Below are 23080 nucleotides of genomic sequence, written 5' to 3' on the forward strand. Positions count from 1 at the left end.
AAAGGCATCACACAGTGTGTGATGCCTTTACCTATTTCTACTATATGATAAGCTTGTACGAATTATGTTTGCAACTTTTTATACTTTTAAGAAACGACGAATTGACATTACACTTCCCCACATACCGATTAACGCACCGATTAACACTAGTAAACCAGCTAATTGGAATACGAAAGGACTGTATGGTAGAAGCTCGAAAATTGTTCCGCCAAGTTTTTCGTTAAACACACCTTGCAACGAATTATACGTAACTAGAATTAGGCCAATTGGAATAATTGATCCTAATACTCCTAAGAATAACCCCTCTAGCAAGAATGGCCAACGAATGAACCAGTTTGTTGCACCAACAAGTTTCATAATTTCAATTTCTGTACTACGAGCATAAATTGTAATTTTAATTGTGTTAGAGATTAAGAACATTGCTGTGAATAAAAGACCAGCAATTAACGCAATCCCAATGTTACGACCAGTTTTTACAGTATCAAATAATCGTTCAACTTGCCCTTTTCCGTACTGAACATTACTGACAAACTGCATTTTTTCAACCTTCTTCGCGATTGTCGCTGTATCTGTTGGTTCTTTTGCTTTTACAACGAATACGTTTTTAAGTGGGTTATCTTGTTCAAATAACTCAAACGTTTTTCCGCTATCACCTAAGCTTTTAATTAAACGTTTTAACTCTTCTTCTTTAGAAGAATATTTAATAGAATCTACTTTTGCAATCTTACTCATATCTTCTTCTAATTTCTTTTGATCAGCTTCTTTCGCAGCTGGATCAATGTGTACACGAATCTCTACATCTTGCTCTACTTTCGTCGCAAAATGGTTCATATTCATAATCGCTGTTAAAAAGACACCTACAAGTAATAATGTAACTGTTACTGCACTAACAGAAGCAAATGTCATCCATCCGTTACGTGATAGATTCTTTACACCTTCTCGCAAATGTCGACTAAGGGTCTTAGCCTTCATATCCGTATCCTCCCTCAATCTCGTCTCGAACAATTTTTCCGCCTTCAATCGCGATTACACGATGACGGATTGTATTTACGATATCTGCATTATGCGTCGCCATAACAATTGTTGTACCACGCTCATTAATGCGAGTAAAAATCTTCATAATATCAAGAGCTGTTTCAATATCTAAGTTACCTGTTGGCTCATCAGCAATTACAACCTTTGGTCGATTTACAATCGCTCTTGCAATCGCAACACGTTGTTGCTCTCCACCTGAAAGTTCACTTGGAATTGCATCTGCACGATCTTCAAGACCTACAAGACCTAAAACCTCTGTTACACGCTCACGAATTGCATCTGGTTCTTCTTCAATTACTTCTAAAGCAAACGAAACATTCTCATATACCGTTAATTTAGGTAGTAATTTAAAATCTTGGAAAATTACGCCTAATTGACGACGAAAATATGGAACATCTCTTTCTGCCAATGTTTCAATAACAAGTCCATTTACATTAATTGATCCTGTAGATGGCTTCTCTTCACGATACATCATTTTAATAAATGTAGATTTTCCGGCTCCACTCGGTCCAACTACGTATACGAACTCACCTTGTTTAATGTTAACTGTAAGACCAGCAATGGCTTTCATACCATTCGGGTACTCCTTATAAACATTCGTCATTTTTATCATTATTTATCACCCAATACTTAATGATTTTTTTCGAAATACTTTTCTGTACATCTGAAAATAAAAGACATCCTTCATTTTCACTTAGTCATCCTTGTTGAAGGTAGTTTACTTATGCTTTCTCATAAGCAATACCACTCTATGTAATATATTTCAGCAAAATTCTACAAACCCCATTGTAACATCAAACGGTTTCCAGTTCGGATACATTTTTGTTACAGTTATGTTACATAAATGAAAAGGAAAACGAGTTGACCTATATTATCAACTCGTCCAGTTCACCTTTTTTATTTATGTTCAGCTAACCATTCAGATACTTTTTTCGCATCTTCACCTTGAATAAGTCCTGGTGACATTGAACCGCGGCCTTTTTTAATAATCTCTTCGATATCTGCAGCGTCGTACTTACCGCCTACTTTTCTTAAATCAGGTCCAGTTGCCCCTGATAAATCTGTCGCGTGACATCCAGCACAACTTCTTTGGAAAATTTGTTCTGCGCTGTCTGTGCTTGCAGACTGTTTCGAAGACTTACTCTCTTCTTTATTTCCGCATGCTCCTAAAGCAAAAACAACCGATGTCCCTAGCGCAATAGCCAACAATTTCTTTTTCACTTCTATCGCTCCCCATTGTTGATATTCTTTTTATTCCTAACACACTCATTTTCATTATAAGCATTATCTTTATATAGAAAAACTAAGGTGTATTTCATATTCCTCAAAAATACAGTGAGAACCTTGATAAAATAAAGCTTTCATAAGTTGTTTCAATTCTGTGAACAGCTTAAAAAACTTCTATAAAGAATCCTTTTTAAAAGGAAAATTAGAAATGTTCTATATAAATCTTTACCCTATTATCGCTCTATTTTACTATTCTCTACTTTTTACAAAACAATATACACCATTGTAATCTACATATAATCCCATCAAAAAGAGAAGTTGTCGTTTCCAACTTCTCTTCCTCTTTACTTCATCTATAAAAATAAAATCAAATTCTTTATATCCTCTATATCCTCAGCGTGGGCCAACAATTTAGTTGGCTTTTTTTCACTTATTAGATGCGAGAACGTAAGTAAGCATCAATAAATGGATCAATCTCTCCATCCATAACTGCTTGTACGTTACCAACCTCCGTATTTGTACGGTGGTCTTTTACAAGAGAATACGGGTGGAATACGTAAGAACGGATTTGGCTACCCCATCCGATTTCTTTTTGTTCCCCGCGGATTTCATCTAATTGTGCTTGTTGCTCTTCTAGTTTCTTTTGATATAATTTCGCTTTTAACATCTTCATCGCATGCTCACGGTTTTTAATTTGTGAACGCTCTGACTGACACGTTACAACTGTATTTGTCGGTGTATGTGTAATACGAACTGCTGAATCTGTCGTATTAACGTGCTGCCCACCCGCTCCACTTGCGCGGTACGTATCAATTTTTAAATCTTCTGTACGTACTTCGATTTCAACTTCATCATTGAACTCTGGTACAACTTCACAAGATACGAACGATGTATGACGACGACCTGAAGAATCAAATGGTGAAATACGTACAAGACGATGTACACCTTTCTCTGCTTTTAAGTAACCGTAAGCGTTATGACCTTTAATTAATAAAGTTACACTCTTAATACCAGCTTCATCACCTGGTAAATAGTCAACCGTTTCTACTTTAAATCCACGTTTTTCAGCCCAACGTGTATACATACGTAATAACATAGAACCCCAGTCTTGTGACTCAGTTCCACCTGCACCTGGATGTAATTCTAAAATTGCATTATTTTTATCATAAGGATCACTTAATAGTAACTGAAGCTCATACTCATTCATTTCTTGAATTAAGCCTTTTACTTCTGACTCTAATTCCTCATGTAAATCTTCATCGTATTCTTCTTTTAAAAGCTCATGCGTTACTTCTAAATTTTCGAACGTTTCATCTAATTGACGGAAACTTCCAACCATATCTTTTAACGCATTCGCTTCATTAATTACAGCTTGCGCGCCTTGTTGGTCATCCCAAAATCCTGCGCTCATCATTTTTTCTTCTAATTCTGCAATTTGTTTCTCCTTAGTAGGAAGGTCAAAGAGACCCCCTAAAAGCCGCTAATCGCTTAGCCATTTTCTCTAATTCCTGTCTAATTTCTACTAATTCCATTTCCTTCACCTCTATGTAATTGCTGTTACTTTCGTATGAAAACAAGGGAAACTCTCTCCACTTATTACGGAGAGAGTTTAACCCTTCTTAATTATACATTTTTGATATAAAAGTTTGCAAAACAGCCAAAGCTACCGCCCTATATTACTGAACAATACCACAGCAGTTTTTATATTTTTTACCGCTACCACATTTACATAAATCGTTGCGGCCCACTTGGTCACCTTTTACAACTGGCTTTTTCTTCGCTTCTTCGCCGTCGCTAGATGGATGAACAGCTTCACCTTGAACAACTTCTTGACGTTCTAAGTTTTGTTCAATTTCAGCTTTCATAATGTAACGAGAAATTTCCTCTTCAATAGAAGCAACCATTGACTCGAACATCGCAAATCCTTCCATTTGGTACTCACGAAGTGGATCAATTTGACCGTAAGCACGTAAATGAATACCTTCACGAAGGTGATCCATCGCATCAATATGCTCCGTCCATTTTGTATCTACAACGCGGAATACAACAACTTTCTCAAACTCACGCATTTGCTCTTCTGGCATAAGCTTTTCTTTGTCATTGTAACGCTCTATTAATTTCGCGATAATCGGTTCGCTCATTTCCTCAGGAGCAAGGCGACGTAATTCTTCTTCTTTTACGTCTCCTTCTTGAAGAAGGTTTGTATTTAAGTAGTCAACAAGACCTTTAATGTTCCAATCCTCTTCAATTTCCTCTTGTGTATGAAGCGCAACAGCACGTTCTACTGTAGATTTCATCATACCTTCAATAATGCCACGTAAGTTTTCCGATTCCATTACTTCTTGACGTTGCTTATAAATAACTTCACGTTGCTGACGAAGTACATCATCGTATTGTAATAACTGCTTACGTGCATCATAGTTATTTCCTTCAACACGTTTTTGTGCAGACTCTACCGCACGAGAAACCATTTTACTTTCAATTGGCTGAGAATCATCCATACCAAGACGATCCATCATTGCTTTCATATTATCTGAACCAAATCGGCGCATTAATTCATCTTCCATTGATAAGTAGAACTGCGTCACACCAGGGTCCCCTTGACGACCAGCACGACCACGTAACTGATTATCAATACGACGGCTTTCATGACGTTCTGTACCGATAACTGCTAGACCGAAGATTTTCACATCGTCTCCAAGCTTAATATCTGTACCACGACCAGCCATATTCGTTGCAATCGTTACAGCACCTTTCATACCAGCTTCTGCAATGATATCTGCTTCACGCGCATGGTTTTTCGCATTTAAAATGTTATGACGTACACCTTTACGTGTTAACATTTTTGAAATAAGCTCTGAAGTTTCAATTGCAACTGTACCTACAAGAACAGGTTGCCCTTGTTTATGACGATTTACAATATCCTCAACAACAGCATTGAACTTACCTTCCATTGATTTAAAGATTAAATCAGCACGATCATCACGAATAATCGGTTTGTTTGTTGGAATTACAATAACGTTCATATTGTAAATGTTACGGAATTCCTCTTCCTCTGTTTTCGCTGTACCAGTCATACCAGATAATTTTTCATACATACGGAAGTAGTTCTGGAATGTAATTGTCGCAAGTGTCATACTTTCATTTTGAATTTCTACACCTTCTTTTGCTTCAATTGCTTGGTGTAATCCTTCGCTATAACGACGACCTTTCATAAGACGACCAGTGAATTGGTCTACAATTACGATTTCGCCTTCTTGTACAACATAATCTGTATCACGGTGCATAACAACGTGTGCACGAAGCCCCTGATTAATATGGTGAAGAAGTGCTACATGTTTTAAATCGAATAAGTTTTCAATATGGAAAGCTTTCTCTGCTTTCGTAATACCATCTTCTGTTAACATTACATTTTTCGTTTTCACATCAAATGAATACTCTTTTTCATTTTCTAACGTACGAACGAATGCATTTGCAAACATGTATAGCTCTGTTGATTTTTGAGCTTGTCCCGAAATAATAAGCGGCGTACGTGCTTCATCGACTAAAATAGAATCGACTTCATCGATAATAGCAAAATGAAGTGGACGTTGAACGCACTGCTCTTTATATAAAACCATGTTGTCACGTAAGTAATCGAATCCAAGCTCATTATTTGTGCTATACGTAATATCAGCAGCATAAGCCTCTTGTTTCTCTTCGCGTGACATACTATTTAAGTTAATTCCTACCGTTAAGCCAAGGAACTCATGAAGTTGTCCCATTTCGTTCGCATCACGTTGTGCTAAGTATTCATTGACTGTAACAACGTGAACACCTTTTCCTGTTAAAGCATTTAAATATACAGGTAATGTAGATGTTAACGTTTTACCTTCACCCGTTTTCATCTCAGAAATATTCCCTTCATGTAAGGCAATACCACCCATTAACTGTACGCCATATGGACGCATTCCAAGAACACGAGTTGCCGCCTCGCGAACAACTGCAAAAGCTTCAGGTAGTAGATCATCTACTGTTTCACCTTTTGTTAGACGTTCTTTAAATTCAAGCGTCTTTCCTTTTAATTGTTCATCAGTTAGTGGCTTAATAGATGACTCTAATGCATCAATTTGCTCAACTGTCTTTTGCATACGTTTAATTTGGCGTTGGTTTACATCAAACACCTTTTTTAAAATACCGATCATAGGAAATACGCTCCTCTTTTATTAAAATAAAACTTCCGATTGTTTTTCTTTTTCTCTATTACAATCAGTCGTTGTAAAAATCAAATGTATGTTATGCCAATTTTTCTCCTAATTAAAAAACTAAAATGTATATACCTAATGATAATTGTAACACTTGTCTTATAACTATGACAACAATCGGCCGAATGTCTCGTTCTAAATTAAGAAAAGTTTTTTAAAAATCTATTTTCAGCAAAAAAAGCGCAGCCTCATTCGGCTGCGCTTTTGAATTATTATTTAGTTTCGATTAAACCATATTTCCCATCTTTACGGCCGTATACAACATTAGTTTCATTTGTATCAGCATTTGTGAAGACGAAGAAATTATGTCCTAGCATATCCATTTGTAGAATCGCTTCTTCAACGTCCATCGGTTTTAAATCGAATCGTTTTGTACGTACAAGTTCTAATTCATCCTCTTCTACCTCATCCATAACAGCTACTGCTTCTGGAAGGATAAAGTTTGTTTTCATAGAACCTTTCTCACGTAACTTACGATTTACTTTTGTTTTATGTTTACGAATTTGTCGCTCAATTTTATCAACTACTAAATCGATAGCAGCGTACATATCGCTATTAGTTTCTTCTGCACGAAGTAATAAATCAGTAAATGGTATTGTTACCTCGACACGTTGCTTGTCAGAGTATACTTTTAAATTAACTTTAATCTCTGGGAATGTATCAAAATAACGTTCTAACTTACTTAGTTTTTTCTCTACATATTCCTTTAATGCTGGAGTTACTTCAATATTTTCACCACGAATGTTGAATTTCATAGATGAATTCCTCCTTTCAAGCCTATGTACTATAATTTCGACACTGGCTTAAAAACTCCTTCTAACTTTTTTAAAAAAATTAGTGGAATTGCGATTTTTTTATCGTTTTTTGTTGAAATGAAAAGATGCATCGTTTCTATCTTTATTTTATCCTATTAACATCGTGAATAACGAATATAACTGTGGCCAATTCGTTACAGAAAAGAAACAACTTTTTGACAACTTACCCTATAACAAAAAACCCCTTGCGAAAAACAAGAGGTTCTACCATATATATAACGTTGCCACAAATGCAGCTTTCTCTTCCCAAAAACAATATTCCTACAGTTTTACAACATTAGCTGCTTGTGGTCCACGTGCTCCATCTACAATGTCAAACTCTACTTGTTGCCCTTCTTCTAATGACTTATACCCATCTTGTTGAATAGCAGAAAAATGGACAAATACATCGTCACCATCTTCGCGCTCAATAAATCCAAATCCCTTTTCTGCATTGAACCATTTCACTCGTCCTTGCATGTTCATTCCATTCCCTTCACTCTAAAAATCAGGGCATTCGCCCCATATTTTGACTATAACGAATGACAACATATGAAGTCAAAGAAGACTTATCGCCTTTTTATTATCCCTTTCGACACTGCCATATTAACTTCTACAAAGTGTCAAACTAGATACTTCCCTTGCCCCTCTTTCATATAACAAACTTCCGATTTGCCTAACTGTAATTCCTGTCGTATACACGTCATCAACGAGTAAAATATGTTGCCCACAAAACATCTCTTCTCCCTGAAAATAAAAAGGATTGCTTCCTGACACCCTTTCTTTACGCGTCTTCTTACTTTGCTTTTCTGTTTCTCGCCGTCTTAAGGAAAAATCAGAAATACGGACAGGCAAACAAGTTGCTAATAACTCTGCTTGATTAAAGCCACGTTCAACTTCCCTTTCCTTACTAAGCGGAACAGCGATAACGGTTGAAACATCAGCAAAATACTTTTGAAATAAACTTCGAAAAGGACGATAAAAAATGCGCACTAACTCTGCATCACCCCGAAACTTAAACTGTGCTACTATTTCTTTCATCTCATTATCGTACATGTATAACGAACGGTTTTTAAAAGGACGATACTTCTCCTCATTCATCCACCTTATACAATCTATGCAAATACCGTCTTCTTGAAATGAGGCAGGAACAAATTCTAAAGGTCGGCCGCACTCCATGCAAATTTCTCCTATAATATAGGAAAGTTTCTGCTCACATCTATCACATATATATTTTCTATGACACTTTACAAAAAAAGTGTACCAACTAACCTTTTCTACAAAACACTCATCACAAAGTAAACAATGCATTAATCGATCAATCCTTGTTCTTTGGCATTTTTATTCATACCTTGAATATGTTTTTTCGCGCGCACCATCGCCTCTGTCTTACCATAGTGAAAATAAATGACCTCTCCATACGGTGCTTCAAAGCTCCGCCCTGCTCGGCCCGCAATTTGTACGAGTGCACTTTCTGAGAATATTTCTTCTTCAGCCCCTAAAACCGCTACTTGCAAATTTTTCACCGTTACGCCTCGCTCTAAAATTGTCGTTGTAACTAATAATGGGATTTCTCCTTTTCTGAAAGCCGCTACTTTTTCTTTTCTCCCCGGATCTTCTGCATGTACACCTTCAATTCGCTTGTTTAATGATTTTAACAACAGGCTTATCTCTTCTATATATCGCACATGGGGGACAAATAAAAAAATAGGATGTTTTTTATTTAAGTATGTTTGTAACCACTGTAGTAAAACTCGAGGAATTCTTTTATGAATGAGGCTTTTTTTCCAATTCCCGCACCAACAAAATAAAGGAACTGGCAAAGGATGACGGTGATATCGTCCAGAAACAATAACACCTTTTTGTTCACCTTTTCTAAATTTTCGCTTCCACGTTTCATCTGGAGTCGCAGTTAAATAAATACGCGCCGCCCTTTCTTTCATCGCTTGTTTTACCGCGTACTGTAACATTTGATCTGCACAATATGGAAAAGCATCTATCTCATCTACAACCATGACATGAAACGCCCTATAATAACGCAATAATTGATGCGTGGTCGCAACGACTAGTACTGCATCTTTTTCTTTATCCACACTCCCTCCATATAAAGCCGCTACCTTTATATATGGAAATACTTCTTGTAATCTCGGTGCTAATTCCAGAACAACATCCGTTCTCGGCGTTGCGATACAAACTCTTTCTCCTTTTTGAAGCGCTTCGTTAATACCGTAAAACAACATCTCTGTTTTCCCAGCCCCGCATACAGCCCAAATAAAAAATGATTCTTTTTGCTTAATAGCCTCTACAACACCTTGTGCCGCCAAATTCTGACCAGTAGACAACTTCCCGTTCCACTGTAACAAGTTTAATTTCTTTTCTCTCTTTCTTTCAGCAATCCCGCGAACAAGTACAGCACATTCACTTACCCTCCCCATCGTTATACACTTCCGGCAATATGTGCACACTTTACTGCACCTTCTACATAAAAACGACGCAAATAGCCGCTGATCTACATTTCCGCAGCGTTGGCACATATATTTAGAATTCTTCTTTTTTACACCTTGTACACATATGACCTCTCCCTTCCTTTTCAAATCATTTAATTCCCTCTGTAAATCTGAAGAAAGTTCGTCTAATAGCAACTGTTTCCCCGCCAGCATCAACAATCACCTCCAGCACTACTATAAACCCTTCTTCAAATCCCGTAAAAACTCAAAAAAGCCGATAACCTACTTATAAAATAGTAAGCTATCGACTTTATACACGTTTTTTATTCTTTTATAGATCCTAGAATCGACCGTAACCTAAGAAATGTTTTTGGTTATATGAGCTGTTAATATCACCGTACGCAATTCCTTTATCACTAGCATGGATCATTTGGCCATTACCAACGTAAATACCGATGTGAGATGGACCATCTTTATAAGTGTTTTGGAAGAACACTAAGTCTCCCGGCTGTGGACTACTTATTTTAGAAACTGAGTTCCAGTAACCCCTAACATCTTGACGACCTACACCAAAAATGTAAGAAATGAATCCACTACAATCAAAACCACCGTTTGATGGAGATGCACTTCCCCAAACATATGGCTTACCCAAATATTGCTTAGCTTTACCAATTACGCCAGTATCCGGTGGAGTTGGTGCTGGGTTTTGCTCTGGTGTTTTCTTTTCTGCTTTAGGTGCCTCTTTTTTAGGTTCTTCCTTTTTAGGTTCTTCTTTTTTAGGCTCTTCTTTTTGAGCTTGTCCACCATTGTTTGCTGGTGCAGCTTGCTCTGCAGGTGCTTGTGCTGGCTGAGCTTGCGCAGCTTTAGCAGCTTGCTCTGCTTGTTTTTGAGCAGCAGCTTCTTGTGCAGCTTTTGCTTGTGCTTCTTCTTCTGCAATACGTTGTAATTGTAACGCTTGTTTCTCAAGCTCTTTTAATTGGCTTTCCGTACTTGTCATTGTAGTTACAACTGTATCCATTTTACCGCTTAAATCGTTTACCGCTGTTGCTTTTTTCTCTTTTTCAGCGTCAAGTTCTTTCTTAGCAGTTTCAATTTGAGCTTGTGCTTCTTTTAATTCTTTTTGTTTCTCTTTTACCGTTGCAACATCTTTTTTCACACTAGCTTGATCTTCTTGCTGTGTTTTCATGATATCTTCATCAGACTCAAGAATTTTAGAAACAGAAGTTAAACGATCAACTAAATCTGCAACGTTTTTAGAGTTTACAAGAACTTCTGTTACAACGTTCGTATTTGGTTGTTCTTGAAGTGCAACTAAACGCTTTCTTAATAACTCTTCACGTTTTGCAATCTTTGTTTGTAATTCTGCAATATCTTTATTTTTCTTTTCAATTAATTGCTCAGTATCAGAAACTTTTTTCGTTGTTTCATCAAGTTTTGCAGCATTCTCTTGAACAGACTTATCTAAACCTTGAATTGTTTTGTTTAAGTCATTCATTTGTTTTTGTAATTCATCACGTTCTTGTTGTTGTTTATGTAAAGTGTCATTTTGTGTATTAATTTGTGATTTCACGTCAGAAATTTTATCTTCTGCAAATACATTTGGTGTTAGTCCTGAAAACATTAACCCTGCAACTAATGCGCAAGATGCCATTTTTAGCTTTTTCATTTTATTTTTTACACCGCTTTCTTTTTTCTTTTTCCGTATATAACCTATAAAATTTATACCATAATTCGGGATTTTTTTTGCTAATGTTACGTTTTTGTAAAACAAATGTAATATTATTTGTAGCTCTAGCGCAAAATTCGTATATTTTTGTATGTATGTGTAGAAATTTATATACTTTTCTCACTTCTGTGAACAAAGAAAAAACGTAAGGAATCCCTTACGTTTTATTAAATATACGAATACAAATGAAATGCTACTTCATCCATTTCTCAGCCCAATTTTGGACCTCATCCATAACACTTTCTAACGCTTTTCCCTTGTCAGTTAAGCCATACTCGATTCGAACTGGTACTTCTGGATAAACATCACGAACTACAATGCCCTCGCTTTCCAATTCCTTCAAACGCTCTGACAACATACGATCGCTCATATTTGGGATGATATCTGCGATTTCTCTAAAACGTTTCGACTCTTCAAGCAAAGATTTAATAATTAAGCCAGTCCATTTCTTACTAAGCAAAGTAAAAGCTGACTCAAACTTTGGACATAAACAAGAATTATGCTCCATATGTTTCACCTCTCTTCTATTATAATATAGTTTCTTGTAAAAAGTAAGTTATAAAACTTTCCTCATTATTTTATTTTACGTACATTTTACCATTTCCAAATATTAACTTGTCAACTAAACGTAACATACCCGTAAAAAAACCCTCTTAAAAAGAGAGCTTTTTATATCTTTATTACTTCGTATACCATCCAAGACCTAATGCACCTTCACCTAAGTGCGTACCAATTACAGCTCCAAAATAACCTGTACGAATTGTGACGTGAGGATATTTTGCTTCTAATTCTTTCTTCCATTCATTCGCTTCCTCTTCACGTTGCGCATGAATGATAACTGCTTCCATAGGTACACCTTTACTTGCTTGCTCATCAAAAATTTCAATGATACGTTTTAATGCTTTTTTACGTGTACGAATCTTTTCAAACGGAATAATGATCTTATCTCTAAAATATAAAACTGGCTTCACTTGTAACAGACTGCCGATGAAAGCTTGCGCGCTATTTAATCGACCACCACGTTGCAAATGATGTAAATCATCAACTACAAAATAGGCGTCCATCGTTTTCTTCATTTCATCAAAACGAGCGATAATCTCTTTTGGATTCTTTCCTTCACTTGCTAACTTTGCACCTTCACGCACATAAAATCCTTGTACTTCACAACTAATTTCAGAGTCATACGTATATACATCAATACCCTCTACCATCTGTCCAGCTGTTGTTGATGTTTGATATGTACCACTAATTCCACTTGATAGGTGAATACTAATAACTGCATCATAATCTTTAGCTAGTTCTTCATATAGCTCAACAAACTTTCCGATTGCTGGTTGAGAAGTTTTTGGAAGTTCCTCTTGTTCACGTACTTTCACATAAAAATCATCTGCTGAAATTTCAGCTTCTTCTTGATAAGATTCTGTTCCAAACACAACGTTTAATGGAATCATATATATATTGAGTTCATCACGAATTTGCTTCGGTATATATGCTGTACTATCAGTAACAATAGCTATTTTCATTTTCGTACCTGCCTTATAAAAAGTTTTATTTCCTAATTTTACACGAAAACTACAAATGGTGCATCCATACAGGGAAATGCCGGTTGAAATTATACTCACCATCTCGACAAATTACAACAAAAAGATAAAATAATCACCAAAAACTTCAACGTATTTAGAAAAAATGTTTGAATATAAAAAGCCTCGCTTTTAAAATGGAAAGTACTAGTCATTTTGATAGATAGGGGCGTATACAAGTGCTATTACAATATTTAACAATCAAAGACTACGGCGAACACGAAATCGTCATTCAAAAATCAAGATTTATTTGTTATATTAGCCGAGCAACGACTGAGGAAGAGGCTCAAGAATTTATACAAAAAATAAAAAAACAACATTGGAATGCAACACATAATTGTTCCGCTTATTTAATTGGCGAACAAGATCATATTCAAAAAGCAAATGATGACGGCGAGCCTAGCGGTACAGCTGGCGTACCAATGCTAGAAGGACTTAAAAAACGTGGACTAAAAGATACCGTTGTTGTCGTAACACGCTATTTTGGTGGCATTAAACTTGGCGCAGGTGGATTAATTCGTGCATATGGAAAGTGTACAAGCGAAGGCATTAATCATGTCGGTGTTGTCCAGCGAAAACTAATGCGTGTGATGCAAACCGAGATTGATTACACATTACTTGGCAAAGTGGAAAATGAATTACGCAATTCAAAATATGCCATTAAAGATATACATTATCTAGAAAATGTCACATTTGATACGTATGTTGAAGAAGACGGCAAACAAGCCTTTACAGATTGGATGATTGAATTAACAAACGGGAAATGTACAATTACAGAAGGAGATATGTTGTACTTAGAACAAGATGTTATCTAAGCATAACTCTTTTATCACCTTTAAAGATTAATGTAGTGAATTACTTCCCTACAAATGAACTAACGAACTAAGGAGATTATATATGGAAGAACGTTATTATCATCTCCAAAATAGCAGAATAAAAAAGAAACGAAGAAGGAAACTTTTCTTCTTCCTTATTTTCGCATTTTTATTTGGCAGTATAGGAGTTTATGTGTTAAATTCTTACTCTTCTCTTATGGGGATGTATAGTGGTTTTACTCGTGAAAAATCGGATTTAAGAAACAAAGATGTAGAAATTACAAAGGAACCTTTTACAATTCTCATTATGGGTATAGAAGATTATGCGACAGACGGTCAAAATGGTCGTACAGACTCATTAATGTTTGCAACAGTCAACCCGAAAACGCAAAAGATTTCACTTATGAGTATTCCTCGTGATTCTCGAGTTACAATTGTTGGTAAAAATAAAGAAGACAAAATTAACGCTGCCCATGCTTACGGCGGAGAAGAAATGGCAATCAAAACTGTCGAAGGCTTTCTAAAAGTTCCTGTAGACCATTATCTTAAAATTGATTTCCAAGGCTTTAAAGGTATCGTTGATGCTGTTGGCGGTGTTACTGTTGACGTACCCTTCGATTTCTGGGAGCGCTCTGACGTGGATTACTACAAAAAAATTCAATTTAAGCAAGGACAGCAAAACTTAAACGGTGAAGAAGCACTTGCTTACGTCCGTATGCGAAAGCAAGATCCAAATGGCGATTATGGTCGAGCTGCTAGACAAAGACAATTACTGGCCGCTGTTGCTCATAAACTAAACTCCACATCTACTGTATTTAAAATTAAAGATTTAACGGCTGTCGTTGGAAAATATATAAAAACCGACATTCCTATTTCAGACGGACTTGCTCTTTACAATAAAATTTCTGGATTTGATCCTTCTACAATGCAAACGTTAAAGCTTGAAGGCGAAGACAAAAAGGTAGGCGGTATTTATTACTTCCTTCCAGATCCAATCAGTGTAGAAACGGTGCGTAACGAAATTGAAAAAGAATTAGGAGAAAAAGCAAAAAATCCAACTACAAAAAACAACTCAAATCCTGATTCAAATTCAAGTTCTAACGAACAAACAAAAAAAGAAACAAACCAAAATAAAACACCAACTGATCCGCCACCTTCTACAAATGCTCATGCAGAGTGGATTATGCGCAATCAGCCATAACAAAAAGGCCCAATCTATCCGATTGGGCCTTTTTTATTTACTTATTAAAGTGTTGTAAAATTGCTTCTACAATACGCTCTGATGCACGACCATCACCGTAAGGATTAGATGCTTTCGCCATCTTATCATGAGCTTCTTTATCTGATAACAACTCATCAGCAAGACCAAAGATTGTCTCTTCGTCTGTTCCTGCTAATTTCAGCGTACCTGCTTCAATACCTTCAGGGCGCTCTGTTGTATCACGAAGAACAAGAACTGGTACCCCAAGTGATGGAGCTTCTTCTTGTACACCACCAGAATCCGTTAACATTAAGTATGAACGAGCTGCAACATTGTGGAAATCAATTACATCTAGCGGCTCAATTAAATGAATACGGTTATGTTCACCTAAAATTTCATTTGCTATTTCACGAACAACAGGGTTCATATGAACAGGGTACACAACTTGTACATCTTCATGCTTATCAACAAGACGCTTAATTGCACGGAACATATTACGCATCGGTTCACCTAAGTTTTCACGACGGTGAGCTGTCATAAGTACAAGACGATCATTTCCAAGTTTCTCTAGTACAGGATGACTATATGTTTCTTTTACAGTCGTTTGTAGCGCGTCAATCGCTGTATTTCCTGTGATGAAAATACGTGACTCATCTTTATTTTCCTTCTGTAAGTTCGTTGCTGATTTTGCTGTTGGTGAGAAATGAAGATCCGCCATTACACCTGTTAATTGACGATTCATCTCTTCTGGGTATGGAGAATACTTATCCCACGTACGAAGGCCCGCCTCAACATGACCTACTGGAATTTGATTATAAAAAGCAGCTAAGCTTGCAATAAATGTTGTTGTTGTATCACCATGTACAAGTACAATATCCGGCTTCGCTTCTTTCATTACTTTATCCAAACCTTCTAAGCCACGCGTTGTAACATCAATTAAAGTTTGGCGGTCTTTCATGATATTTAAATCGAAATCTGGCGTAATTCCAAAGATACTTAATACTTGGTCTAACATTTGGCGATGTTGTGCTGTTACAGTCACAATCGATTCAATTTTTTCTGGGTGTTTTTGCAACTCTAATACAAGAGGTGCCATTTTAATTGCTTCTGGACGTGTCCCGAAAATTGTCATTACTTTTAAACGTTCAGTCATGTGATTGCCTCTTTTCTTTCACTAATTACAGCTTCTATTATGACATATAAAAATATGTATGAGTACATCCCTTTTTAACGCATAACAGAAACTTTTCTATTACAAATACTTTTTCTTCCCACCGAGTAATAATCTATCTTTTGTTTCTTAACATCTTCATCAGTATAACAATTTCTCCCATCAAATAAAATAGGCTCCCTCATAAGTTGTACGTACTTTTCTAACGGATAAGTTTGAATATCTTCCCATTCTGTTACGATAAAAACCGCACTCGCATCTCTAATCGATTCATCTATACATCTACTATATTGTATAGCATCTCCAAATATATTTTTCACATATTGAATTGCTTTTGGGTCGTAAAGAACAATATCTGCACCTATATTAATTAATGCTTCTATTATAATAAGAGATGATGCCTCTCTAATATCATCCGTATTCGGTTTAAAGGATGCGCCAAGAACTGCAATCCGCTTTTTATTCATGTTCATGACTTTTTTCGCTTTTTCAATCAATAGCAGTTGTTGCTTATTATTTACTTCAATAACCGCTTTTAACAAACGAAAATCATGAGCAACATTTCCCGCAATTTGCACCAGCGCTTTCGTATCTTTTGGAAAACATGATCCCCCGTATCCAATACCTGCATTTAAAAAAGATGCACCGATCCTCTTATCCATTCCCATCCCTTTAGCAACATCCAATACATTTGCGCCTACCTTCTCACATATATTTGAAATTTCATTAATGAAACTAATCTTTGTAGCTAAAAAGGCATTCGACGCGTATTTAATCATCTCTGCACTTTTAATATCTGTAACATACGTTTCTAAGCGTAATTCGCTATACAAACTCTTTACTCTTCTTGCTACTTCCTCACTATCTGCTCCAATTACAATACGATCTCCATGAAAGAAATCATAAATACCTGAACCTTCACGCAAAAACTCTGGATTCGATACGATATGTAATGTATATCTCCCCTTTAACTCCTCCTCAATCCATCCTTTCATTACATCATTTGTACCTACTGGAACTGTACTTTTCGTAACAACAATAATATCGTTCGTCGCATATACTCCAATATCATTACAAGCACTCTGAATATATGTTAAATCCGCCGTCCCATCTAATAAAGGTGGTGTTCCAACTGCAATAAATATAAACTCTACATCCTCAAACGCCTCTTCTTTATTTGATGTGAAAGTTAAAGCATTATTCTCATATGCATGATTTATTAATTCATGTAATCTAACCTCATAAATAGGTAAATCCCCTTGTTTTATCCGTTCAATTTTCTCATCATCTATATCAAAACATGTAACTGAATGCCCCAACTTTGCCAATCCTACTCCTGTAATCAATCCAACATATCCAGTACCTACTATCGTAATTTTCATTTCCTTTTCGCACAGGAATATACAATAGAAAAGATATGAAATATAGAATTCTCCCTGCGCTTCCCCCTCTCACATTAAAAATGAGAAAACTCTTTTCCTTTTTCATTATATGAATTACTTCCCTCATTCTTTTTAAAGTTTTTGTAAAATTAAATGCACTATAATATAAAGTGAAACTTAATCATTGGGAATCCAGTTACCAGCTCACTCCAGATAAATTCCCACATTTTAACACGAGACTTACTCATTTCTACGTGTAACACTTATAATACTGAACTAAAAGTATTCACTATCGAAGAAAAAGAGGAAATGTCATATTCCAAAGTCCAGTACGATTAACCTTCTTATATGATTCAATATTCTATATACAATTGTCATATATTCTATCCGCTTCCATTAACCGTAAAAAGAAAAAAAGATTGAATTCTAATCTTTTTGTGATACCATATGTTATGAGCCTGTAAATAAACATCATAATTTTCAGATAAATATATTTCCAAAAAAAAATTACGTTAGACTATAAAGGGTGGGGTATTAATGGACTCACAAGTGATTTATGCCATTTTGGCATCTTTCATCACTGTACTCGTCGTTACTCCTTTAGTTATTAAATTAGCTTTTAAAATAGGAGCGACAGATAAGCCAAACGCACGTAAAGTGCACCAAAAGATTATGCCACGTCTTGGCGGGTTAGCAATCTTTATCGGTGTAGCTGTAGGATTTGTTGTCGGCGGCTTATATGAGCAAAGAATGTTATCGATAACGCTAGGTGCGATTATCATTGTAATCATCGGAATTTTAGATGATATGTACGAGTTATCTGCGAGAGTAAAATTCGGTGGACAACTGTTAGTTGCCATTATGATTGTAAAAAGTGGATTATTAGTGCAAGTATTATATATCCCATTCCTTGGGGATACTGAACTTGGATGGCTTGCTTATCCAATTACAGTATTTTGGCTTGTAGGTATTACGAATGCAATCAACTTAATTGACGGCTTAGATGGATTATCTGCTGGGATTTCATCTATCGTACTTGCAACGCTAGCATATATGGCCTTCACTAGCCCATGGGGTACTGGAACAGCGATTATCTTGCCACTCGCATTAATTATATTAGCAAGTACAATTGGATTTTTATTCTACAACTTCCATCCAGCAAAAATTTTCATGGGAGATACAGGAGCACTATTTTTAGGATACTGTATTTCTGTTATATCGTTACTTGGATTATACAAAAGTGTAACGTTATTCAGTTTTATTGTTCCAATTATCATTTTAGGTGTACCTATATTTGATACGATATTTGCAATCATCCGTCGTATCGTAAATAAAAAACCTATTTCAGCACCAGATAAATCGCATTTACATCACCGCTTACTTGCAATGGGATTCTCTCATCGCAAAACGGTACTAATAATATACGCATTCGGTATTTTCTTTAGTGTAAATGCCATTATTTTCACTAGTGCAACGTTATGGTTATCCATTATTCTTCTTTTCGCTTTGATTTTCTTCACAGAAATCATTGCTGAAATAATCGGGCTTGTACATGAACGTTACAAACCACTTATTTCCTTTTATAAAAAAGTGAAAAAACGCGAAGACTAATTGTAGTATAGCCTTTACCATTATGAAATATTCAAATAGCACCCTCTTTCTTATAAGAGGATGCTATTTTTTTATTCATTATTTTACATTTCCAAAATATAGATTGTTTGAGAGTTCCTCTATTGGAGAAAGATATACATAATAAGAAACGTATCAAGTTTTCTTTTTACATCTTGATTGTCAAACTGAGGGTGAATGTTATGATCAAGCGAGTATTGCAATGTATTATTTTATTTTTAACCATTACTATGTACGCATCATCTAATACTGAAGCAACAACTGTTATTCCTGCTGAATATCATCCAAATACTGAAACGACCTCTCCTACACAAAAAATTGCGTACTTAACATTTGATGACGGGCCAAACAAATATACTACACAAATTTTAAACATCTTAAAAGAAAAGAACGGAAAAGCAACTTTCTTTGTTATTGGCGGAAAAGTGCCACATTACACAAAAACGATGCAAAGATTAATTAAAGAAGGACATTATATCGGTCTCCACAGCATGTCACATGATGTAAAACGCCTTTACACTGGTGACCCTTCCACTTTAATTGCAGAAATGGAGCAAACACAAAGCATTGTCCAGCAAGTTACGAAATTAAATACACATCTCGTTCGCGTTCCATATGGTAGTATGCCTTACTTAAAAAAGAATTACCGTGACGCACTTGTATCGGCCCAGTATAAAATGTGGGATTGGACAATCGATACATACGACTGGAAAAGCTATGACAATCCTTCTGCCATACTCGAAAGAGTACGTAATCAAAGTGATGAACAAGTAGAAGTCATTTTAATGCATGATTCGAGTGTAACCGTACAAATACTGCCAAAAGTAATTGATTATTTACAGTCACAAGGATACAAACTTCTTCCCTATAATCCTTCTTCTCATCTCAAGGTAAATTTTTGGAAAGACACAAGATTGTAACAGCTTTAGTGCCTATGTGCTAAAGCTGTTTTATTTTTCTCTTCCCACCCTTCCCATTTTTGTGTAAAATTTTAAATAGTGATGAAGTTTCGAGGTGAATAGAAATGAAACGAATAGATCTCATTTTTAACGCAATACAAGAAGGCAATTATACAGAAGGTGTAACCGCATCAGAACTAGCTACCCTGTTGCAACTAGATCGCGCCAATGTAAGTAGCGACTTAAACAAACTTGTAAAAGATAAACGTTTATTAAAAACAAATACGCGACCTGTTCGTTTTTACATAGAAACGAACACTTCGTTGGAAACGCATTCAAAAGAAGTAACTTCATTAGATACATTTGCAATTGAAAATACGAGCCTTAAAATCGCAATTGAAAAAGCGAAAGCTTCTATGCTCTATCCTCCAAACGGTATGCATACTTTACTACTGGGAGAAACAGGGGTCGGAAAGTCTATGTTTGCTTCTTTAATGCACGAATATGCAATTGAAGTTGAACAGCTTCCTAAAAATGCACCATTTATCGTCTTTAACTGTGCTGATTACGCAAATAATCCACAGCTACTACTCGGGCAATTATTTGGGATTAAAAAAGGAGCTTACACAGGAGCAAGTGATCAAAAAGGATTAATTGAAAAAGCACATGAAGGAATTCTTTTCTTAGATGAAGTACATCGCCTACCTCCAGAGGGACAAGAAATGCTTTTCACCTTTATTGACCGCGGAGTGTACCGCCGCCTTGGAGAAACAGAGAACGAACGTAAAGCACAAGTATTAATCATTACTGCAACAACAGAAGAACCAAATTCATTTTTATTAAAAACATTTACAAGACGTATACCGATGACTGTTACGCTGCCACCACTTCGTGAGCGTACACATAAAGAGCGCTTTGCTTTACTACAGCTATTTTTCACAAATGAAGCAATTCGTCTGCGAAAAGACATTCACGTTAGCCCAAATGCAATGCGTGCTTTCGTCTTTTATAATTGTCCCAATAACATTGGTCAATTAAAAACAGATGTTCAAATTGCCTGTGCGAAAGCCTATTCTGATTTGGTCACAAAGAAACGTGATTCTGTCTATGTTTCAAGTACAGATTTACCTTGGTATATGAAAGAAGGGTTGTTCATTGAAAGGAAGAGCCGTCACTTATACCAAATACCAAATGAAACATTTGTATTTACAGGTGAGGAAGGTTGGAGTAATCATAAAACAGAAGATGAAAAACGCTCTTCTATTTACGATTATATTGACTATAAATACGAAGAACTTCAAGCCCGTGGTATCGAAGAGGAAGAATTAGAATTACTAATAGAAAATGATGTTCAAAGCTTTTTCGTACAATATTTTAACCAAATATCCAAAAAAACAAGCCATGAAAATGTTTTTAAAATTGTGGATCGTAATATCGTTTCCGTATGTGAAAAAATAGCGGAACTTGCTGAAAAGCATTTATCTAAGACGTTTGATGAAAAAGTATTTCTCGCTTTAAGTTTACATGTACAGACAACTCTACAACGTTTACAAAGCGGAAAACAAATACATCACCCACAATTAAATCAAATTCGTACGAAATATAAAGAAGCTTTTTCCGTCGCTATGCAATGCATTCAACTACTGGAGGAAGAATTACAAATAACAATGCCTATTGATGAAGCTGGCTTTTTAACAATGTTCTTCGTTGTTGATCCAATTCCTGCCTCACAAACAGAAGTAAAAGTATTAATATTAGCACACGGTAATGGCATCGCAACTGAAATGGCAAACGTTGCAAACGAACTTCTCGGCATTGAGGAAGTAACCGGTATTGATATGCCGTTACACGAATCACCGAAAGATTTCTTGGAACGTGTGAAAGTGTATATGAAAACACTACAAAATGTAAATGGGCTTCTCTTACTTGTTGATATGGGGTCACTTGCTTATATCGGTGACATATTAGAAACGGAGTTCAAAATCCCTGTACGTGTTCTCTCGATGACGAGCACACCACATGCACTAGAAGCAGCTCGAAAAGCTCAGCTCGGTTATTCATTAGATGCGCTGTATGAAACAGTAAAAAATTTAACACCATTTTACTTAAACGTACAAGAAGAAAAGAAAAAACCTCTCTCTCCAATGAAATCTGTTATTTTAACAGCTTGTTTAACTGGTGAAGGAAGTGCTTTAGCTATTCAAAAAATGTTAGAAAACTATTTAAGATTTGATAAAGACTTAATTGAAATTATTCCGATTAGTATCGTCCATGAAAAAGATTTAACGAAAATGATTGAGAACATAAAAAAAGAGCGTAACATCATTTGTATCGTCACGAATTTCGATGTGCAAGTGCCGTGCTTAACATATCATTTCCAAGACATCGTAAACTACACAGTAATTCAGCCCATTCAAGAATTAATTACGTATGAAGAAACATATGCAAAAATGGCGGATATTCTTGAACAACAAATGCAGCGTAACGATGGGGCATTACTGATCAAAACAATTCGTTACGCATTAAATACAATTCAAGAATTAATTTCCTTACAGCTAACTCCTGATAGCTTAATGGGCGTTATTCTGCATATGAGCTGTATGGTTGACCGTCTTCAAAAAGGAGAAAGCCTTCTTCCTCATCCTGATAAAGAGAAAAGAAGACAAGATGAATACTGGATGTATATGAAAGTAAAAAAAGCATTGCAACCAATTGAAAATACATTTGAAATACAAATACCTGATGACGAAGTATTTTACGTTATGGACTTCTTTATTAAAAATCAGCCTGCGAAAAATTAATCGAGGCAGTTTTTAAAAATATCGACCGTAACGCGAGTTATATCAGCGATTTTCAAAATATATCGCTTTACCGACAATAATCGCTAAAACTAGCACCTTATATTAAGAAGAAAAGGCTGTTCCAACATA

At 35.9% G+C, this 23080-nt stretch carries 19 protein-coding genes; 5 read left to right on the plus strand and 14 right to left on the minus strand.

Annotated features, from left to right (window positions below; genetic code table 11):
- Positions 1 to 78 precede the first annotated feature (78 nt).
- The 12 genes from ftsX to BCG9842_RS25705 form a co-directional block, all read right to left on the minus strand.
- Positions 79 to 972 (minus strand): permease-like cell division protein FtsX, encoded by an 894-nt coding sequence (gene ftsX, locus BCG9842_RS25650; RefSeq protein ID WP_000645028.1) that lies wholly within the window; start codon positions 970 to 972, stop codon positions 79 to 81.
- Complete coding sequence (ftsE, locus tag BCG9842_RS25655) at positions 962 to 1648, minus strand: cell division ATP-binding protein FtsE (RefSeq protein ID WP_000594331.1); 687 nt, start codon at positions 1646 to 1648, stop codon at positions 962 to 964. The genes ftsX and ftsE overlap by 11 nt, the downstream gene beginning before the upstream one ends.
- 284 nt (positions 1649 to 1932) lie before the next feature.
- Positions 1933 to 2256 (minus strand): cytochrome c551, encoded by a 324-nt coding sequence (gene cccB / locus BCG9842_RS25660; protein WP_000727971.1) that lies wholly within the window; start codon positions 2254 to 2256, stop codon positions 1933 to 1935.
- Positions 2257 to 2695: 439 nt separating this feature from the next.
- A protein-coding gene (gene prfB / locus BCG9842_RS25665) for a peptide chain release factor 2 (protein ID WP_097807990.1) occupies positions 2696 to 3794 on the minus strand; the annotation gives its coding sequence in 2 pieces (ribosomal slippage) (positions 2696 to 3721 and positions 3723 to 3794; 1098 coding nt in all).
- A gap of 144 nt (positions 3795 to 3938) precedes the next feature.
- Positions 3939 to 6446 carry a preprotein translocase subunit SecA gene (gene secA / locus BCG9842_RS25670; RefSeq protein ID WP_000579374.1) on the minus strand — a complete coding sequence of 836 codons (2508 nt, stop codon included), beginning with the start codon at positions 6444 to 6446 and terminating at the stop codon, positions 3939 to 3941.
- A gap of 272 nt (positions 6447 to 6718) precedes the next feature.
- Entirely contained in the window at positions 6719 to 7261 is a 543-nt protein-coding gene (gene hpf / locus BCG9842_RS25675) for a ribosome hibernation-promoting factor, HPF/YfiA family (protein WP_000671187.1), read from the minus strand.
- Positions 7262 to 7582: 321 nt separating this feature from the next.
- The gene (cspC, locus tag BCG9842_RS25680; RefSeq protein ID WP_001990088.1) at positions 7583 to 7780 is read right to left on the minus strand and encodes a cold shock protein CspC; all 198 of its coding nucleotides are present in this window, start codon (positions 7778 to 7780) and stop codon (positions 7583 to 7585) included.
- 126 nt (positions 7781 to 7906) lie between these two features.
- Positions 7907 to 8611 (minus strand): ComF family protein, encoded by a 705-nt coding sequence (locus tag BCG9842_RS25685; protein WP_042596636.1) that lies wholly within the window; start codon positions 8609 to 8611, stop codon positions 7907 to 7909.
- Positions 8611 to 9960: an ATP-dependent helicase ComFA gene (gene comFA / locus BCG9842_RS25690; RefSeq protein ID WP_002083580.1), complete on the minus strand. Its 1350-nt coding sequence runs from the start codon at positions 9958 to 9960 to the stop codon at positions 8611 to 8613. The genes BCG9842_RS25685 and comFA overlap by 1 nt, the downstream gene beginning before the upstream one ends.
- A gap of 127 nt (positions 9961 to 10087) precedes the next feature.
- Complete coding sequence (locus tag BCG9842_RS25695; RefSeq protein ID WP_000499488.1) at positions 10088 to 11518, minus strand: C40 family peptidase; 1431 nt, start codon at positions 11516 to 11518, stop codon at positions 10088 to 10090.
- A 148-nt stretch (positions 11519 to 11666) separates the two neighbouring features.
- Entirely contained in the window at positions 11667 to 11981 is a 315-nt protein-coding gene (locus tag BCG9842_RS25700) for a winged helix-turn-helix transcriptional regulator (protein WP_000400856.1), read from the minus strand.
- A 172-nt stretch (positions 11982 to 12153) separates the two neighbouring features.
- A complete protein-coding gene (locus BCG9842_RS25705) occupies positions 12154 to 12996 on the minus strand; it encodes a DegV family protein (protein WP_000684725.1) in 843 nt (280 codons plus the stop codon).
- A gap of 236 nt (positions 12997 to 13232) precedes the next feature.
- Here BCG9842_RS25705 and BCG9842_RS25710 point away from each other — a divergent pair, with 236 nt between their 5' ends.
- Both BCG9842_RS25710 and BCG9842_RS25715 read left to right on the plus strand, forming a co-directional pair.
- Positions 13233 to 13868, plus strand: a complete 636-nt coding sequence (locus BCG9842_RS25710; protein ID WP_000926668.1) for a YigZ family protein — start codon at positions 13233 to 13235, stop codon at positions 13866 to 13868.
- An 82-nt stretch (positions 13869 to 13950) separates the two neighbouring features.
- Positions 13951 to 15069: an LCP family protein gene (locus tag BCG9842_RS25715; protein ID WP_000392803.1), complete on the plus strand. Its 1119-nt coding sequence runs from the start codon at positions 13951 to 13953 to the stop codon at positions 15067 to 15069.
- A 37-nt stretch (positions 15070 to 15106) separates the two neighbouring features.
- Here BCG9842_RS25715 and wecB read toward each other — a convergent pair whose 3' ends face one another.
- Positions 15107 to 16222, minus strand: a complete 1116-nt coding sequence (wecB, locus tag BCG9842_RS25720; protein ID WP_000140145.1) for a non-hydrolyzing UDP-N-acetylglucosamine 2-epimerase — start codon at positions 16220 to 16222, stop codon at positions 15107 to 15109.
- A gap of 74 nt (positions 16223 to 16296) precedes the next feature.
- Positions 16297 to 17622, minus strand: coding sequence for a UDP-glucose dehydrogenase family protein (locus tag BCG9842_RS25725; RefSeq protein ID WP_000704926.1), 1326 nt, complete (start codon positions 17620 to 17622; stop codon positions 16297 to 16299).
- 537 nt (positions 17623 to 18159) lie between these two features.
- Between BCG9842_RS25725 and BCG9842_RS25730 the strand changes: the two genes are divergently transcribed.
- The 3 genes from BCG9842_RS25730 to BCG9842_RS25740 all read left to right on the plus strand — a co-directional run bounded on the left by BCG9842_RS25730 (position 18160) and on the right by BCG9842_RS25740 (position 22951).
- Complete coding sequence (locus BCG9842_RS25730) at positions 18160 to 19233, plus strand: glycosyltransferase family 4 protein (protein WP_000378320.1); 1074 nt, start codon at positions 18160 to 18162, stop codon at positions 19231 to 19233.
- Between the two features lie 200 nt (positions 19234 to 19433).
- Entirely contained in the window at positions 19434 to 20171 is a 738-nt protein-coding gene (locus BCG9842_RS25735) for a polysaccharide deacetylase family protein (RefSeq protein WP_000597185.1), read from the plus strand.
- Between the two features lie 104 nt (positions 20172 to 20275).
- Positions 20276 to 22951, plus strand: coding sequence for a PRD domain-containing protein (locus BCG9842_RS25740; RefSeq protein ID WP_000820955.1), 2676 nt, complete (start codon positions 20276 to 20278; stop codon positions 22949 to 22951).
- Positions 22952 to 23080: the final 129 nt, after the last annotated feature.

The organism is Bacillus cereus G9842 (genome assembly GCF_000021305.1).
Classification (GTDB): domain Bacteria; phylum Bacillota; class Bacilli; order Bacillales; family Bacillaceae_G; genus Bacillus_A; species Bacillus_A thuringiensis_S.